The following is a 16,752-nucleotide window of genomic DNA, read 5'->3' on the forward strand; positions in this document are numbered from 1 at the left end:
CTCCACAATTCGATTGATTAAAGTCCAGCTGGGCCAGCCAGTATATCGGCCAGCGTACGCACCCGCAGCGACTTGCGCAAGCTGGCAAGGCCGGCCTTCGAGCGTACCCGCAGGGACAGGCTTTCGCCTGGCAGCAGCGTGACGGCGTTGTCGGCGACGTCAGCATCGATGTCACCGAAATCGATCCATACCGCGCGTGCCAACTGGTCCGCATGCAGGTCCAGCACATAGCCATCGCTGCTGCTGCGCAGCGTCGCCTGCAAGCGGGGATCGTTCCACGTCATCTGCTTTGCGGCCTTGAAATAGACGACACCGCGCGCGGCCGGTTCGCCGACCACCTGCAAGTCAAACGCGGCGATGGTGCTGGCGGGAGCGGCGCCGGCCAGCAAGTCGGCATCGGCGTACTCCGCCATCCGGGTGGCCGACAGCGGCGCCAGCTCGACCGGCTTACGCTCTTCGCGCAGCAGCTTGCCATCGACCGTCATCACGCGCAGGCGCAACTCGCCGCGTACCGCATGCGGACGGTCATTGAGCAGGCTGACCGTGGTGTGGCCCGCCGTATCACGCAAGGCGGCCACCGCGACCGGCGCGTAGAAACGGCGCGCATGGAATTGCAGCGCCTTCCAGCGCCCGAACCAGTCCACGCTGGACCATGAAGCGCCCGGCCACACATCGTTGAGCTGCCAGTACAACGAGCCCATGGTGAACGGCCGGTTGGCGCGGTGATGCAGCGCCGCCAGTTCGATGCCCTCCGCCTGCGCGGCCTGGCTCAGGTAAACGAAGGCGTTGAAGTCACTGGTCTCGCCAAACTCGTAGTCCACATATTTCATGAGCCGTTCATTGCCTTTACCGGCCAGGAACTTCTGATGCGCCTCGATGACCGGCGTGGCAATCCCCTGTTCGCCGCGTTTGGCAAACGCGTCGATGGTGCGCTGCACCGGCCAGGCCTGCAGGCCGTATTCCGACATGAAGCGCGGCGTAATTTCCAGATACTTCGACGGCGGATGGGCCGGGTTGCCCCACACTTCCCAGTAATGCATGTCGCCGCTGGCTGGGGTATTGGCAGCTTCGGCCAGATCATCGCTTGGCGAGCTGGCCCAGTAGGCGACGCCGCCGCCCTCTTCCGCCACCACCTTGCGCAGGTCCGTGCCAAACAGCTGCACATAGCCACTCCATACTTTGGTGGCAAACGCCGGATCGGCTTTCATCATGGCCTGTCCGGGTCCCCAATATTTCCAGGCGATTTCCTCCTCGTTATTGCCACACCACAGCGCGATGCTCGGATGGTTGCGCAGGCGGCGTACGTTATCGCGCGCTTCGGCGATGACGTTGGCGCGGAAGGCGTCTTCGTAGGCTGGCGGCATGCCGCCGCCAAACATGAAGTCCTGCCAGACCAGCAGGCCCAGCTCGTCGGCCAGGTCAAAGAACTCATCGCTTTCGTAATAGCCACCGCCCCAGCTGCGCAGGAAGTTCATGTTCGCATCGCGCGCTGATTGCAGCACGCTGCGCAACTGCGCCTTGCTCACGCGCGGCTGGAACATGTCGAACGGAATGGTATTGGCGCCCTTGGCAAATACGGGAATGTCGTTGACGGTGAAGTAGAAACTCCGGCCCTTGTCATCGGCATCACGGCGCAAGGCAATGCTACGCAAGCCGGTGCGCGTGCTCTTGCTGGCCACCACTGCCTTGCCGTCACTGATCTCCAGCGTGTAGCGGTACAGCGCCTGCGCGCCGTAGCCGTTCGGGAACCAGCGCTGCGGATGATCGACATGCACCGGCAGCTCGACGCGGTTGTCGCCGGCACGCAATAGCGCGCGCTGCTGGGCCGCCAGCGAACGCTTGCCATCCGGCGCGGTCTGCCACAGGCGCAGGTCAAAGCTGCCGCCGCGCACGACATCGGCCGACAACACGGCGGTCATCTCGGCGCGCGCGGCATCGACGTGATCCTGACGCAGTTGCAAGTCAGCGATGCGTACCACGTCCCAGCTTTGCAGCACGACCGGTTTCCAGATGCCGGCGGTTACATAGCGCGGCCCCCAGTCCCAGCCATAGTGATAGCCCGGCTTGCGTGCAAAGTTGCCGGTCATCGCATCGGCCGGTTCATCGCCATACGGTGAAGGATAGTTGCCCGCCAGCTTGTGCGGCATGGCTTGCACCTGCGGCAGCAGCCTGGTGATGGGCGAGCGCAGCACGATGCGCAGTTCATTGCCCTTGGCGCGCAGCTTGCCCTGCACCGGCACGCGCCAGGTGCGGAAAGCGTTGTCGGCCGCCAGCAGCCGGTCGCCATTGAGCCAGACTTCGGCGTAGGTATCGAGGCCCTCAAACACCAGATCGCTGCGCGCGCTGCCCTGGGCGGCACGCGGCGCATCGAAACGCGTGCGGTATTCCCAGTCCGCCAGGCCGATCCATTGCAGGCTGGCTTCCGGTGCGCCCACGTAGGGATCGGGGACCAGCTTGTTGGCAAACAGGTCGGTGTGTACCGTGCCGGGTACCGCCGCTGCCTTCCATGCCGCCGCTTCCGGGTGGGAAGCCAGCTGCGCATTGCCGGGCAAGAGGCGGAAGGTCCAGCCCTTGCCAATCACCAGTTCACCGGGCGTCTGCGCCATGGCCGACGCCGCGCCGGCCACCAGCCACAGACCAAACAGCAGCCGCAATAGGGACTGCAACAGGGACTGCAAAAGAAAACGCATACTCATGGTGCAGACGCTTTCCAGTATCGGTTGATCCATTCCTGATGCGTGGGCATGCTGGCCACCGCATGCGCCAGCATGGCGCGCATGCCGTCTACCTGCTCGATCAGCTTGTCCTCTGGCATCTCATCCACGATGGGATGGTAGCTCTGCGGCATGATACGCTGGCCCAGCATGACCTGCACCCAGCTTGGCAACGCGAAGAAATCCTCGCCGTTGCGGAAGTAGCGGCCATCTGCGCGGAACAGCTCGACGGCTTCACGCAGACTGTCCGGGATCGACATGGTGCGGCAATCGTCCCAGAACGGTGTGTCGTTACGCTCGGTGGCGTTGTAGTGCAGGATCAGGAAATCGCGCACACGTTCATATTCAAATGCCGATTCGCGGTTGTAGCGTGCAGCCAGCAGCGGGTTGAAATCGCGCTTCGGGAACAGGCTCAGCAAACGGGTGATGCCGGACTGTGCGAGATAAATGCTGGTCGATTCCAGCGGTTCCAGGAAGCCGCTTGCCAGTCCCAGCGCCACCACATTCTTGTTCCAGAATTTCTTGCGCATGCCCGTCGTGAAGCGCAGTGGACGCGGTTCGGCCAGCGCCTCGCCATCCAGGTTGGCCAGCAGCGTCGCGGCCGCTTCATCGTCGCTGATGTGCCGGCTGGAATACACATAGCCATTGCCGATGCGGTGCTGCAGCGGAATGCGCCACTGCCAGCCTGCCGCCCGGGCGGTGGCGCGCGTGTACGGCGTGATCGGTTCGACGCTGGCGCTCGGCACGGCCATGGCGCGGTCGCACGGCAGCCAGTGGGTCCAGTCGACATAGCCGGTCTTGAGGGTCTGCTCGATCAGCAGGCCGCGGAAACCCGAGCAGTCGATGAACAGTTCGCCCTCGACCACCTGGCCGCTTTCCAGCGTGACCGATTCGATGTGACCGTCGTCGGCACGCTGCTGCACGCTGACGATCTTGCCTTCGATACGCTGCACGCCGCGCTGTTCGGCCAGCTCGCGCAGGTAGCGCGCGTACAGTGTGGCGTCAAAGTGATAGGCGTAGGCAATGTCCGCCAGCGGCGAATGCGGCGGCGCATTGCGGTCGCCCGGCGCAAACCGGCCCTGCGGCGCCATCACCGTCTGCGGCGTGTAATGGCCGATATCCGGCGCGCGGCCAGCCAGGAACTGCTTGAGCCAGAACTGGTGGAACGGCAGCGGCCCCATCGAACGCCCGATCGCGCCAAAACCGTGGATATAACTGTCGCCAATCCGGCCCCAGTCATTGAATTGAATGCCGAGCTTGACCGTGCCCTGCGTACGTTTGACGAACTCGGCTTCGTCGATGCCCAGCCATTGTCCGTTGAACAGTTTGATGTGCGGAACGCTGGCCTCGCCCACGCCGACAATGCCGATTTCTTCCGACTCGATCAGACGGATCGTCGCGCCCTTGCCCAGGTAAGTGGCCAGCGCCGTGGCGGCCATCCAGCCCGCGCTGCCACCGCCGACGACGGTGATGTGGTTGATACGGTTGAGCGTGTTCATCGCAGCACTCCAAAGAAAAAGACCTCCCCGGCCTTGCGGCACGGGGAGGAAACGGAAGGGCTTAGAACTTGTAGTTCAGGCCGAAGTACGCGATGCGTCCAGCGTAACCGTTGGAGTAGAAGCGGTCGTTGGTGTCGTTGCCCAGGTGCGAACGGGTTTCCTGCTTGGTCACGTTGAGCACCGAAGCGGTCAGGCTCAGTTGCTTGCTGAAGTTGTAGGCCACGTTCAAGTCCACCTGGCTGTACGGATCTTCATACACGTTCAAGCCGTTCATCAGGCCGTCCACCACTTCGCCGCGACGGTTGTACGACGCGCGCAGCAGGTACTGGTCGGTTTCGTAGAACACGGTGACGTTGGCCTGGTTCTTGGCGCTGCCCACCAGCGGCGACTTGCCGATGTTGGTGCCGTCTTCCAGCGTGATGGCCGCCTGGTTGGTCTTGTTGTAGGTGTAGTTGACCTGGAAACCAATGCCCGACGACAGCGTGTGCTGCGCATACAGCTCAACGCCCTGCGACACGCCGTTGCGGCCGCCGGCAGTGGTCGAGTAGTTCTGCACGGTGACACTCTGGCCGCCCACGTTCATGGTCACGTCACGCACCACTGGCACCGAGAAGTTGCTGACGTTCTTGCGGAACAGGTCGGCACCCAGCACCGAGCCGCGGTGGAAGTACCACTCCAGGCCGATATCGAACTGGTTAGCCTTGTACGGTTCCAGGCTCTTGTTGCTGCCTGCACCAAACCAGCCCTGCTTGTCGCCGCCACCGATCAGACGGCGGTCGTTGACGTATTCCTGGCTGTAGTACTGCAGGCCGCCCGGTGCGGCGATGTCGCCATAGCTCGGACGCGAAATCACTTTGGACGCAGCGGCACGCAGCAGCAGGTCGTGGGTGATGTCGTAGGCCAGATTGAAGCTAGGCAGCACATCGTTGTAGGTACGGTCCAGCGAGCTCACCGCAAACGACTTGGTATGCGCAATGCTGTCCGGCAGCGTGGTGAAACCGCTGATACAGCCCGAACCCGATGGTGCGCCCACGGCTGGTGCGCCACCCGCCAGGCAAGGCGCCGGTGCACCGTTGACGTTGTAGAAGTAGTCGCTGTAGTTGTCGATGCTGTCGGTCGAATCGGCATGCTGGCGGGTCCGCACCACACGCAGACCGACGTTGCCGCGCAGGCGGTCGGTCTTGATGTTGGCCTGCAGATAAGCCGAGGCAATCTTCTCGTTGACGTTGAAGATGAAGTTGTCTTCGTTACGGGTCTGCATCGCGCCATAGGTCTGGCCCAGGTAGGCGATGTAGGCCGGATAGTTAATCGCCGGGAAGGCGCTGGCGTTGATGCCGCCCGCCAGGTTGTCCAGCGATTGCGAGTACAGGAACTGCGGCTGGAACTTGTTGGCGGTCGGATCGCAACCGGCCTGGTAGCGGTTGTCGTAGTTGCTTGGGTCCGTGCCCTTGCACGCCCAGTAGTTGTTGCCGGTGCTGCGGTGGGTGCCGCCGTCACGGTACTTGCCGCCGAATTGCAGCGAGTCCAGCCACTTGTAATCGGTATGCCAGGTAAGGTCGGCCTGGGCGTACTTCTGCTGGGTGGTGTTGCGGGTCCACGAGGACTGGGTCGAACCGAGGTCGATCTCGCCGATGCCCTTTTGCAGATTGGCCATCAGCTCTGGCGAGAAGGTCATGCTCGGCGTGCCGTTCAGGTTCCAGGCGCTGGCGTAATTGCCCAGCGTCCAGCTGCCGTCGGCGTTTTGCATGCGCGGCTTGATCGGCAAGGTGAATTGCAGGTCCGGTCCACCGCCAGCCCAGGTACGGCCGCCCTTGAAGATGGCGTCCACCGTCTCGCCATGCCATTCGGCTTCGAGATCGAAGGTTTGCGACAGGGCTTTTTCGCGGTTGTAGCTGCCGGTGATCTGCGGCGTTGGAATGGTGCAGTCGTCCGGCCCCCAGCCGCCAGGTTTCTGGCCGCCGGCCTTGGCCTGCGCTTCGCTGCAATAGTAGCCCTTGCCGGCGTGCGCGCTGTACTGGGCGCCCGTGACGATGGTCTTGCTTGGGTCGAAGCTCAGGCCGTCGAGCATGCGGCCGCCGGCCCAGTTGCCGTCGCCGTCATAGCGGGCCAGGTTCCATTCCGGAATCTTGAGCGTGTTGGTCTGCGAGTTCTGCGACAGGTCGAAACGGAAGTAGTTACCGGTCAGGGTCAGGTTGCGCACCGGCTTCAGCTGCATGGTCAGCTGGCCGCCCTTGCGTTCGCGGTCTTCGGTCTTGACGTCAAAGTTGACCGAGGTCGGCATCATGAAGTTGCTGTAGTACTTGCCGCTCTGGTCGTAGAAGCCGGATTGGCCCCACCAGTAGCTGTTCATGCCCGACGGTTTGCCGTTGACGTCGGTCGCGGGATGGGTTTTGTTGTTATCGCTGTACCACTGCCAGTTCTCGGTGCTGGCGCCCATGGTGCGCGTGGTGCGTTTCTGCTGGGTGTAGCCGACCAGCACACCAAAACGGTTGCTCTCGTCGTGCCACGCATACTGGCCGGAGAACTGGCCGTCGGTCTTCTTGGTGGTGTCGGCCCAGGTGCCTTCGGCGGACACGAAGCCGGTGCCCGACTTCACATCCAGCGGACGGCGCGTGTGCAGGATCACGGTGCCGCCGATGCCGCCTTCGTCGATGCGCGCTTCCGGCGTTTTGAACAGCTCGGCGCTGGACAGCATATTCGATGGCATCAGCATGTAGTTGAACGAGCGGGTCGGATCGCCGTTGGACTCGGCGGTCGCGATGTAGTTGCCGTTCAGCTGGGTCAGTGTCAGTTCCGACGACAGGCCGCGCACGCTGACGTTCTTGCCCTCGCCGCCGCTGCGGTCGATGATGACGCCCGGTACGCGCTGCAGCGCGTCAGCCACGTTCTTGTCGGGGAATTTGCCGATGTCTTCGGCGGTCACCACGTCAACGATGGCGTTGGCGTCACGTTTCTGGTCCAGGCTTTTCTCGATCGCGTAGCGGTAGCCGGTCACGACCACGGTGGTTTCCTGGTTCGGGTCGGCTTTCTTCTCGGTGGCGGCGGTTTGCGCGTGGGCGCTGGTCAGGGTCAGCAGTGCAGCGCCCACCGCCATCGCGATCGGCGTAACGCGGCAGCGGCTCTGCAGTGAGTTGTGGTGGATGTTGGACGTCATGTATGTCTCCTTGTGATGCCCTGCGTAGGGCTTGTTATTTCGGCGATTTACTAAACGACCAATTTGCCGCCTGTATGTCGCTGGGTCTATCACTACTCCCAGAAAGGTTTATACAAAGGAAACTATGGCGGTTCAACAGACTTCGAGAAAACGGGCGAAGTTTAGTGAGCTTTAGTAAACTGAAATGAGGCTGATTTACGACATTTACCTATGGCGATAGTTATTTCTTTTTTGCCGCCGTGCGCGATGAAAAATGCAGATAGCCCCAGCGTTCCGGCACGTGCATATCGATCACGCCCTGGGGCGACCAGACCCAGTTGTCTTCATTGGGTTTGCCGGCGGTCCACTCGACGCGGCTGAAATTGATGCGCCAGGTGCTGCCATCCCGGGGCTGCAGCACGCTCTGGCGGTTGGCAAACGCGGACAAGGGATAGGCAATTTCCACGGTCCAGCCATGGTCTTTGTCTGACGACCTGTTCAGCGTGCCCTGCACGGCAATTGCCGTCTTCAGGCCGGCAATATCCCAGCTGTTATCGGGCTGGCCGTCCTGGTTGTAGGGCTTGGGCAGAAACAGGTCCCAGCCGGTATTGAGTGCGTTGATCTCAAACTCGTAATAGCTTGCAGTCTCCGGCAGCGGCTTGATGAACACCTCGAAATCATTGTCCTTGAAGATCACGGAATCGCGCTCGGTCAGCGTGGCCTTGACGTCCGGCTCTTCAAGCTCGGCGGCGATGTAGAGGTACTGATCGTCCCACAGCATTTTTACGCGGGTGCGGAACTTGGGACGGGGCTTGCTGTCGCCTTCGATGTCCACGAAGTCCGAAGTCCACGGCGCCTGCTGCCAGGCCGGGTCGTCCAGCTTGCCGTCGATATGGATGGGTGCGGCCGCCCTGAGGCATTCATAGGCCAGTGGCGCCGGCAATTCGGCCGCCGCTGCCGTCGTCGCCAGCAACGACACCATGCATATTTTCGCGCCTGTTTTCATCCCAAAACTCCTAGCACCTGTGATCCCCAAAATTTAACAAGCAGCCAATACCACTTCAAACCCTTTTGGCATTTCCGGGCGTTTTTAGTGAACTTTAGTAAACAAGAATCGGGGGATTGTCTTCGCCCGAGCTTCGTGTAAGCTAGTGGGCCAAGAGCGTCAACACGCCGGATTTTTTGGGGATCGTATGAGAGGCTGGGACAAGGGACTGCACTACCTGCTTGCGGGAGCTTGCTGCATTCCATTGCTGGCCGCTGCCGCGCCGGCCGACCCCGTGGTCCAGCTACGCACGGCCGCCCAAGAAGGCACCGAGCCCAAATTCATCCCGGCCGGCAAGGACCGCGTCACCGGCCTGTGCGTGGACATCATGCGCGCTGTCGAGCAAATCGATCCAGGCCTGCGCTTCGTCGGCGACCAGCGCTGGAAGCCGCTGATCCGCGCTTACTCCGAACTGGAAACCGGCGTCGAAGACATCCAATGCGCGGTCCAGCGCACGCCTGAGCGCGAGAAGAAATACAACTTCATCGGTCCGGCCCTGTTCACCATCGAATACCATTTCCTGGTACGCGCCAATGACGACATCAGCATCAGCTCATGGGACGATGTGCGCAAGCTGGCGCCCAACAACGTGGTGCTGGTCAACCGCGGCTTTGCCGCCGGCGACATCATTGCCGCCATGGGCGGAATTGAAATCGACGCGCGTTCCACCCAGCAGGAACTGAACCTGCAAAAACTCATCGCCGGCCGCGGTCGCCTGTATTTCCACCGCGGCCCCGGCCTGCAACGACTGCTGGAACGCACCGGCACTACCGATAAAGTGAAAATTCTGCCGCAGGTGATGTACAGCGCCAAACTCTACTTTGCCACCCGCAAGCAGCTCGACAGCAAAGTGCTCGACCGCATCGCCAGCGCGCTGTTTGTGCTGGAGAAAAAAGGCGAACTGGACAAGCTGATGCGCAAATGGGATTGATGCGCTTGAAATCGCGGACGTGATAATTTGTGAGTATTTCCTCAAGTTAATATTGATAAAATCGCGAGCATTTCGTTTTATTCTCACTCCCGATGAAAAAATCTCTATTACTTGCTGCCGCCTTATTGCTGTCCAACGCGGCGCACGCCGCCGAAGCGCCACGCAAATACGGCATCCTGTCGCTGGTGGGCGATAGCATTTCCACCATCACCTATGTGCCGGAAACGGGCACCAAGCTGGATGCCAATGACAAGCAAGTCTACTCGCTGGGTGACAACACCTTCTTTGACGAAGCCGCCATTCGCGCCACCAGCGCCGCAATCCAGGCAACCCAGCCCGAGGCCGGACGCTTCCTGATGTTGACCACCGACGCCGAGCTGCACAAGGCTCAAAACACCATGTTCGATGAGCCGTCCAGCAATCAGGCCAACCGTGATTTCCTGAAAACGCTGTGGAAAGACAAGGGCTTGACCCATGTGATCCTGGTGACCAAGTACCGCGCCGATACCGACCTGAAATTCATGCACGAGTCCGGTGGCACCGGCAAGATCGAAGGTCTGGGCTTTTACATGGACAATTTGGTGGAAGTGGTCGCCCATAAAGAAAAATCCAGCGAAAGCACACAAGGCGTGCTGATGCCATTCGCTTATATCAAGCTGCGCCTGATTGACGCTGACACGCTGGCCGTGCAGCGCGAAGTGCGGCTCAAACAAAGCGAACTGGTCACCTACGCGCAAAATGCCGAAGACCGCAACGTGCGCACCTGGGCCGCACTGAGCGCCAAAGAGAAATCTGATTATCTGGACCATTTGCTGCGCCAAGCCGTAACAGAAGGCATTCCACGTCTGCTCAAGCCCTAATCCCCCGACTCAGCCCGCTCTGCTCTATACTGCCATTTTACGAACACGGGTACGGGGGTGAGATGCTGCCGAAGGGATTGCGCTGCGGACTGACGCTGCTGTGTGCATTGCTGGGTACGCATGTCTGGGCGGCGCCCACGGAGCTGAAAGTCGTGGCACAGGAAGGCACGGAACCCAAGTACATTCCGGCCGGCATCGGCCGCGTGGTCGGGCTGTGCGTGGACCTGTACCGCGCCATCGAACGGATTGAGCCCAGCGTGGTGTTTGTCGGCGACCAGCAATGGACGCCGGCGCTGCAAGCGCTGTCGCAACTGGCCAGCCACGAGCATGACGCCTTGTGCGCCGTGCAGCGCACCGAGGAGCGCACCCGCCAGTATAGCTTTCTCGAGCCGGCCATCTTCCAGTTCCGCTACCAGCTGATTGCGCGCGCCGGCGATACGGCCGCCATCAACAGCTGGGATGACGTCCGCAAGCTGGGCGCCAACGGCGTGATCCTCACCAACCGCGGCTATACCGCGCCGGGCATGCTGGATCGCATCGGCGGCCTGCAGGTCGATGCCAGCTCCAGCACGCCGTCCGCCAACCTGCAAAAGCTGATTGCCGGACGCGGCCGCTTCTTCCTGCACCGCGCGCCGGGCATGCAAGGCTTTATCGAGCGCGCCGGCGCCACCAGCAAGGTCAAAATCCTGCCCGCCGTGATGGCCACCGTGGATGTCTACATGGCGCTGGGCACGCACGTCGATCCGGCCGTGCGCCAGCGCGTGCAGCGCGCCGTGGAGCAGCTGGAAAAATCCGGCGAGCTGGCGCGCCTGTTCAGGAAGTGGGACTAATCGCCGATCATCCGGGCGTTACCCGAGACGCGGATCGAACTGCCCGGCTGGTCCGGGATCTGCACTTGCAGATGGCAAGGCGCCCCCATGTCTTCGCCCTGAATGATGTCGATGGCGCCGCCATGCGGCCAATCCAGGTCACGCAGATACCCCGCCAGCGCCGCCGCTGCCGCACCGGTGGCCGGATCTTCATACACGCCGCTTGACGCAAATGGATTGCGCGCATGGAAGCGCTGCGGCGTTTCCGCGTGCACCAGCGAAATCGTGGTCAGGCCATAGCGCTGCATCAGGCTGCGGCCCGCATCGAGCTTGTACTGCATGGCGCGCAGCCGGTCGCGGCTGTTCAGCGCCAGCACCAGATGGTGCACGCCGCCGTTGGCCACCGCCGGCGGAATGCGGTCATCCAGATCGGACAGCCGGTAGCCAAACAGCGCCAGCGCCTCCTGCACCAGCGCCGGCGAAGCAGGCGAACTGGAGGTCGGCGGCGACTGCAGCGCGGCGGTCGCGCCCCGGTCCTGGCGGCGGCCCTCCACCGTCACGCGGGCGTGGTTGGTGGTGAGCGGAAAAATCCCGTCGCCATTCTGCTGCGCCAGCACGGCGCCCAGCGCAATGGTGGCATGGCCGCAGAAAGCGATCTCGCCATCCGGCGAAAAATAGCGCACGCGCCAGCCATCTTCATGGGGCGCGGCAAAGACGGTTTCCGAATAGCCCATCTCGGTGGCAATGCGCTGCATGGCAGGCTCCTCCGGCAGCGCGGCGCGGATCATGACGCCGGCCGGGTTGCCGCCCTCTTCCCCTGCGGTGAAGGCGGCAACTTTGTGAACTTTGGTAATGGTCTGCATGTTGTCTCCGAAATCTGAAGGATGGAAAACTTGATTGACAGCAATGACGGTTATGGCCACTATCGTTGTTTCACTGACTTCTAAGCGAACTCGCCATGACTATACCGCGACTTTCCCTTCTTGCCTTCATCATTTCGGCCCAATTGACGGGCCAGGCCCTGGCAGCGGATACCGCGCCGGCCAAACACGCCATCACCCACGAGGACGTCTGGCTGATGAAGCGCGTTGGCGCACCGCAGCCCAGCCCGGACGGAAAATGGGCCGTGTTCTCCGTCACCGATCCTGCGTATGACAGCAAGGACCAATGGTCGGACCTGTGGATCAAATCGCTGAGCGACGACACGCCGGCACGCCGCCTGACCTTCAGCAAAGGCGGCGAAGGCAGCATCAACTGGTCGCCGGACAGCAAGCAGCTGATCTTCGTTGCCAAGCGCGAAGGCGACGAGGCCGGCCAGATCTACCGCATCGACGTCGCCGGCGGCGGCGAGGCCCAGCGCCTGACCACGCTGACGCTGGGTGCACGCCAGCCGAAATTCAGCCCGGACGGCAAGCAGATCCTGTTCGTCAGCGACATCTTCCCTGGCAACGTCACCGAAGAAGACGTCAAGAAAACGGCGAAAGAACGCAAGGACCGCAAATACTCGGCACGCGCTTACGAAAGCTTCCCGCCACGCTTCTTCGACAAATGGCTGGACGACAAAAAAGTCCGCCTGTTCGTCATGAACGCCGAGATTGGCGCCGCGCCGCGCGACCTGCTCAGCGCCACCAAACTGGCCGCACAGCCAGGCTTTGGCGGCGGCCAGGGCGACGAAGGCCAGTCGCTGGACGCGATCTGGGCGCCGGATGGCAAAGCCGTGGTGTTCTCCGCCTCGACCAACCGCGACGAACTGGCGCGCGCAGCCGGCTACACGCAACTCTTCAGCGTGCCCGTGGCCGGTGGCGAAGCCAGCCAGCTCACCGCCGACAAGCACACCTACAGCAACCTCAAATTCAGCCATGACGGCAAGACCCTGTTCACACTGACCGAAGCGGAAGAGCCCGGCAAAGTGTACGACGTCAGCCGCATCGCCAGCCTGGCATGGCCCGTGACCAATCCAGCGCCAAAGATCCTGACCGCGTCGCTGGACCGCTCGATCTCGCGCTACGCGCTGCCAGCCGGCAGCAACCGCGTGGTGTTCAGCTACGAGCACGCCGGACTGGAACAGCTGCACTCGATTAACTACGCGGGCGGCGACCTGCGTGACGAAGCATCGCTGCCGACCGGCAGCATCAACTCGCTCAACGCCGGCGGCAAGGCGCTGGTCGGCGTGTGGGAATCAGCCATCAACCCGCCCGAGATCTACGCCTTCGGCAACGGCGCGCCAAAACGCCTGACCTCGTTCAACACCGAACGCGCTGGCGGTATCGACTGGCAAGCGCCAGAGCACTTCTGGTTCAAAGCCAGCGACGGCCGCATGATCCACAACATGATCGTCAAACCCGCCAACTTTGACCCCAACAAAAAATACCCGCTGTTTGCCGTCATCCACGGCGGCGCGGCCAATATGTGGCGCGACCAGTTCGTACTGCGCTGGAACTACCACCTGCTGGCCCAGCCCGGCTACGTCGTCCTGCTGACCGACTACAAAGGCTCGACCGGCTACGGCGAAGAATTCGCCCGTGCGATCCAGGGCGACCCGCTGAAAGGCCCAGGCGACGAAGTCAACGAAGCGGTCGACGAAGCCGTCAAAAAATACAGCTACATCGACGGCAGCAAACTGGCCGCAGGCGGCGCCAGCTACGGCGGCCACCTGGCCAACTGGCTGCAGGCCACCACCACGCGCTACAAAGCCATCGTCTCGCACGCGGGCGAAATGGACCTGATCATGCAATGGGGCACCAGCGACAGCGTGTGGGGCCGTGAAGTGAACAGCGGCGGCCCGGTGTGGGGCGACAAAGCCGTGTGGCGCGAACAAAGCCCGGTACTGCAGGCGGGCAATCACGAAAAAGGCACCGGCTTCAAGACGCCGATCCTGATCTCCGTAGGCGAACTCGACTACCGCGTGCCGGCCAACAACGCGCTCATGAACTTCGCCACCCAGCAACGTCTGAACGTGCCCAGCAAGCTGTTAGTATTCCCGGACGAAAATCACTGGATACTCAAAGGCGAGAACAGCCGCTACTTCTACAGCGAGGTCCATGCCTGGCTGGCGAAATACCTCAACTAAGGAGACAGCATGACGAATGCAAACTGGTGCGTGTTGATAGCCTGCATATTGCCGATGGCCACCGTCGGCTTGGCAAAAGTGGCATCACGTGGCGCGGACAGCTACAACAACAAGCGTCCGCGCGACTGGGTCGCGGGACTGACAGGCTGGAAATCCCGCGCCAACGCCGCGCAGCTGAACGGCTTTGAAGCACTGCCGCTGTTCATCGCCGCCGTCGTACTGGCCCAGCAGGCGCATGCAGACCAGGCAAGCATCGACATGCTGGCGATCAGCTTCATCGCCGTGCGGCTGGTGTACATCGCCGTCTACCTTGCCAACATCCACATCCTGCGCACGCTGGTGTGGATCAGCGGACTAGGGATCAGCATCGCCATCCTCCTGTTGAGCTAAACAATCCGGGGTCAGGTCCGTCATTTCTACACGGCCTCTACCGTAGCGCACGCTACGGTAGAGGCCGTGTAGAAATGACGGACCTGACCCCGGAGTTTTTTAGTTGAAGCTCAGGCCGCTATTGCTGACGTTGTTCAGCTTTTGCGCTTTGAGGTCGATCGTGAAGTGGTCGCTCGGCTTGCCGGAACCGAGGCCTTTCAGGATCGCGAATACTTGCTTGAACTGCGACTGGAACGCCACCTGTACCGGGTTCTGGTCGGACAGTTGATCCCCCACTTTGACGATGGCCGCTGGCGATGCCGGGAATGCGCTCATCAACACTTTGTACTGCGCTACCCGCTCCGCGCCCATGTCGCGCAAGGCCAGCTCGCCGGCGTACACGGTACGGTGGAAGTCGCCGTAGAATTCGTAAGCGCTGACTTTGGCGAAGTCGGCCAGTTTCAGGTTGGCCGCTGCCGCTACCTGCTCGGCTTTGGCCGTGGCTGCCGCCCAGTCGGCCGTCAGCTGGCTCGCCGCCACCGCGTCACCCGATGGCGTACCTTTGGCCGCGCACGTTGCGGTGATCGGCAGTACCGATGGATTGTCTTTCAGCTGCGCCAGCGTGACTTTGGTTTGCAGCTGCGACAGGATCAGCATTTGGCGCAGATCGAGCGACATCGCCGCTTCTTTCATCTCGCACGGCCAGTAGTCGCCCATGAAGCGCAGGCGTGACAGTTCGCCGAAGTAGGTGCGCGTAAATTCACCATACGATTTGCTGTCGAGGATGCTGCGGTTCCAGCGCTTGGCGATGTCGCTGGCTGCCGTGCTGCCTTGCAGGTAGTCGTACTCGACCTGGTAGTACGGGAACAGTTCGTTATGGCGCGCGACGGTGTTCAGGCCCACGGTCTGCACGTCGATCAGGTCTTTGCTCTGGTAGCTGACGATTTTGTACGCCGCGCCAAACACGGCCAGCGATGGCGACTGCACGTTGACCAGGTAGTTGCCCGCGCTATCCTTGACGTCGTTGGTGCCGTTGAAATGCATGTGGCCGCCGATATGCAGCGGCAGGCCGGTCGCCACCATGGCGGAGGTGGTCGCCGCAGCCGGCATGCGCGTCACCTGGAACGCGCCCGATTTGAATACGGCTTTCATCGCATCGGTCTGGTTGGCGTAGAAGTCCATGGTCGGATAGTGCGAGAACGCCATCAGTTGCTTGCCTTGCGCCTTGGCGCGTGCGGCCACGGATTTGATCCACTCCATCTGGTGGATTTTGTGGGTCTGCACTTTGTTCCAGCCAGCGTCGCCGGCGTTGTCGAAGCCTTTGAAGTTTTTCGGGTTGGCCGGGTCGAAGTTCGCATTCGGCACATGCACATTGGCGTCCAGCGCCAGCAGCCAGATGCCTTTCACCGGTTCCACCAGATAGCTGGCGTCGATGATGCTGGTGCAGCGGCTGTAGGTCTTGCCCGCCACTTTGTATTTGCCGCCCTCGCCTTCGGCGCAGATTTCAAACTGGCGCTTGCCCAGGTCGGCCGCTGCGGTCGCGGCATCGTAGCTGTATTTGCCGTCGGTGTAGGTGGTGAACGGGGTTTCCCAGTAGACGTCGTTCTTGTTGGGCACGTAGCCGAATTCCGCCAGCTTGGTCAGCAGTTTTTCGTAGCCCTGTTCCATGAGCTGGTTGGTGCAGACCACGCTGGGATCTTTGGCTTTGCAGGCGCTGTTGTTGACGGCATAGATTTTCTGTTCCTTGCCATCCCTGGTCAGGAAGTCGTTCTTGCCGGCTTCGTCATCGTCGTACGGTTCGTTCGGGTCGTGGTTGCCCGGCGCAATGAAGAAGCGCATGCCCTTGGCCTGGTACTCATGCAGGATGTCGGCCAGGCCGTCGATGTTGATGGGCTGGGCGTCGTCCGAAATGTCGCCCGGCAGCGCCACCAGGCGCAGGCCTTTGGCGTAGGCATCATCCAGTGCGGCGCGGAACGCGAAGTAGTTTTCGTTGAACAGCCGGGTCGAGGTCAGCTCCGCGTACATGGTGCGGATGGTGGCGTTCTTGCCGTCCTTGGTGGGAATGCCGGAGAACTGGCTGCTCTTGAGGTCGCCGTAGATGTTCTCGAAGTGGACGTCGCTCATGAAGGCGACGCCCGTGGCGTTGAAACCGTCGCCCGGATTGGTTTCCGTGACCGGCAGGCCATCGCTGCCGCAAGCGGCCAATAAGGCGGCCACGGCGGCCGCCGCGAGGGCCGCCGCAGGTAAGGCGTAACGCATACAAAACTCCATCAGGCTGGTTGAAATTCGCCGCAGTGTAAATTTGGCAAATGACAGGCTGAT

At 61.8% G+C, this 16,752-nt stretch carries 11 protein-coding genes; 5 read left to right on the forward strand and 6 right to left on the reverse strand.

All coding sequences use genetic code 11. The features are described from left to right. Window positions 1-17: 17 nt before the first annotated feature. The 4 genes from BUA36_RS22600 to BUA36_RS22615 form a co-directional block, all read right to left on the reverse strand. Entirely contained in the window at window positions 18-2,729 is a 2,712-nt protein-coding gene (locus BUA36_RS22600) for a beta-mannosidase (protein WP_229255786.1), read from the reverse strand. After that, a complete protein-coding gene (locus BUA36_RS22605) occupies window positions 2,693-4,213 on the reverse strand; it encodes a tryptophan halogenase family protein (RefSeq protein ID WP_072787678.1) in 1,521 nt (506 codons plus the stop codon). Before BUA36_RS22605 ends, BUA36_RS22600 begins: the two co-directional genes overlap by 37 nt. Before the next feature lie 61 nt (window positions 4,214-4,274). Then, complete coding sequence (locus BUA36_RS22610) at window positions 4,275-7,367, reverse strand: TonB-dependent receptor (protein ID WP_084560300.1); 3,093 nt, start codon at window positions 7,365-7,367, stop codon at window positions 4,275-4,277. A gap of 220 nt (window positions 7,368-7,587) precedes the next feature. Further along, window positions 7,588-8,352, reverse strand: coding sequence for a carbohydrate-binding family 9-like protein (locus BUA36_RS22615; RefSeq protein ID WP_072787681.1), 765 nt, complete (start codon window positions 8,350-8,352; stop codon window positions 7,588-7,590). Window positions 8,353-8,539: 187 nt separating this feature from the next. On the opposite strand from BUA36_RS22615, the gene BUA36_RS22620 reads away from it, so the two are divergent. The 3 genes from BUA36_RS22620 to BUA36_RS22630 all read left to right on the forward strand — a co-directional run bounded on the left by BUA36_RS22620 (window position 8,540) and on the right by BUA36_RS22630 (window position 11,012). Further along, window positions 8,540-9,322, forward strand: coding sequence for a substrate-binding periplasmic protein (locus BUA36_RS22620; RefSeq protein WP_072787684.1), 783 nt, complete (start codon window positions 8,540-8,542; stop codon window positions 9,320-9,322). 92 nt (window positions 9,323-9,414) lie between these two features. Further along, on the forward strand, window positions 9,415-10,182 hold the full coding sequence (locus BUA36_RS22625; protein WP_139260671.1) for a hypothetical protein: 768 nt from the start codon (window positions 9,415-9,417) through the stop codon (window positions 10,180-10,182). Window positions 10,183-10,244: 62 nt separating this feature from the next. Next, window positions 10,245-11,012: a substrate-binding periplasmic protein gene (locus BUA36_RS22630; protein ID WP_084560301.1), complete on the forward strand. Its 768-nt coding sequence runs from the start codon at window positions 10,245-10,247 to the stop codon at window positions 11,010-11,012. Here BUA36_RS22630 and BUA36_RS22635 read toward each other — a convergent pair. Beyond that, a complete protein-coding gene (locus tag BUA36_RS22635; RefSeq protein ID WP_072787689.1) occupies window positions 11,009-11,854 on the reverse strand; it encodes a PhzF family phenazine biosynthesis protein in 846 nt (281 codons plus the stop codon). The genes BUA36_RS22630 and BUA36_RS22635 overlap by 4 nt on opposite strands. A 95-nt stretch (window positions 11,855-11,949) precedes the next feature. Here BUA36_RS22635 and BUA36_RS22640 point away from each other — a divergent pair, with 95 nt between their 5' ends. Beyond that, a complete protein-coding gene (locus tag BUA36_RS22640) occupies window positions 11,950-14,061 on the forward strand; it encodes a S9 family peptidase (protein ID WP_072787692.1) in 2,112 nt (703 codons plus the stop codon). A gap of 9 nt (window positions 14,062-14,070) precedes the next feature. Further along, complete coding sequence (locus BUA36_RS22645; RefSeq protein ID WP_072787694.1) at window positions 14,071-14,451, forward strand: MAPEG family protein; 381 nt, start codon at window positions 14,071-14,073, stop codon at window positions 14,449-14,451. A 99-nt stretch (window positions 14,452-14,550) separates the two neighbouring features. Here BUA36_RS22645 and BUA36_RS22650 read toward each other — a convergent pair whose 3' ends face one another. Continuing rightward, window positions 14,551-16,689 (reverse strand): metallophosphoesterase family protein, encoded by a 2,139-nt coding sequence (locus BUA36_RS22650; RefSeq protein WP_229255787.1) that lies wholly within the window; start codon window positions 16,687-16,689, stop codon window positions 14,551-14,553. Between the last annotated feature and the right edge of the window lie 63 nt (window positions 16,690-16,752).

It is taken from the genome of Duganella sacchari (genome assembly GCF_900143065.1).
GTDB classification, from domain to species: Bacteria; Pseudomonadota; Gammaproteobacteria; order Burkholderiales; family Burkholderiaceae_D; genus Rugamonas; species Rugamonas sacchari.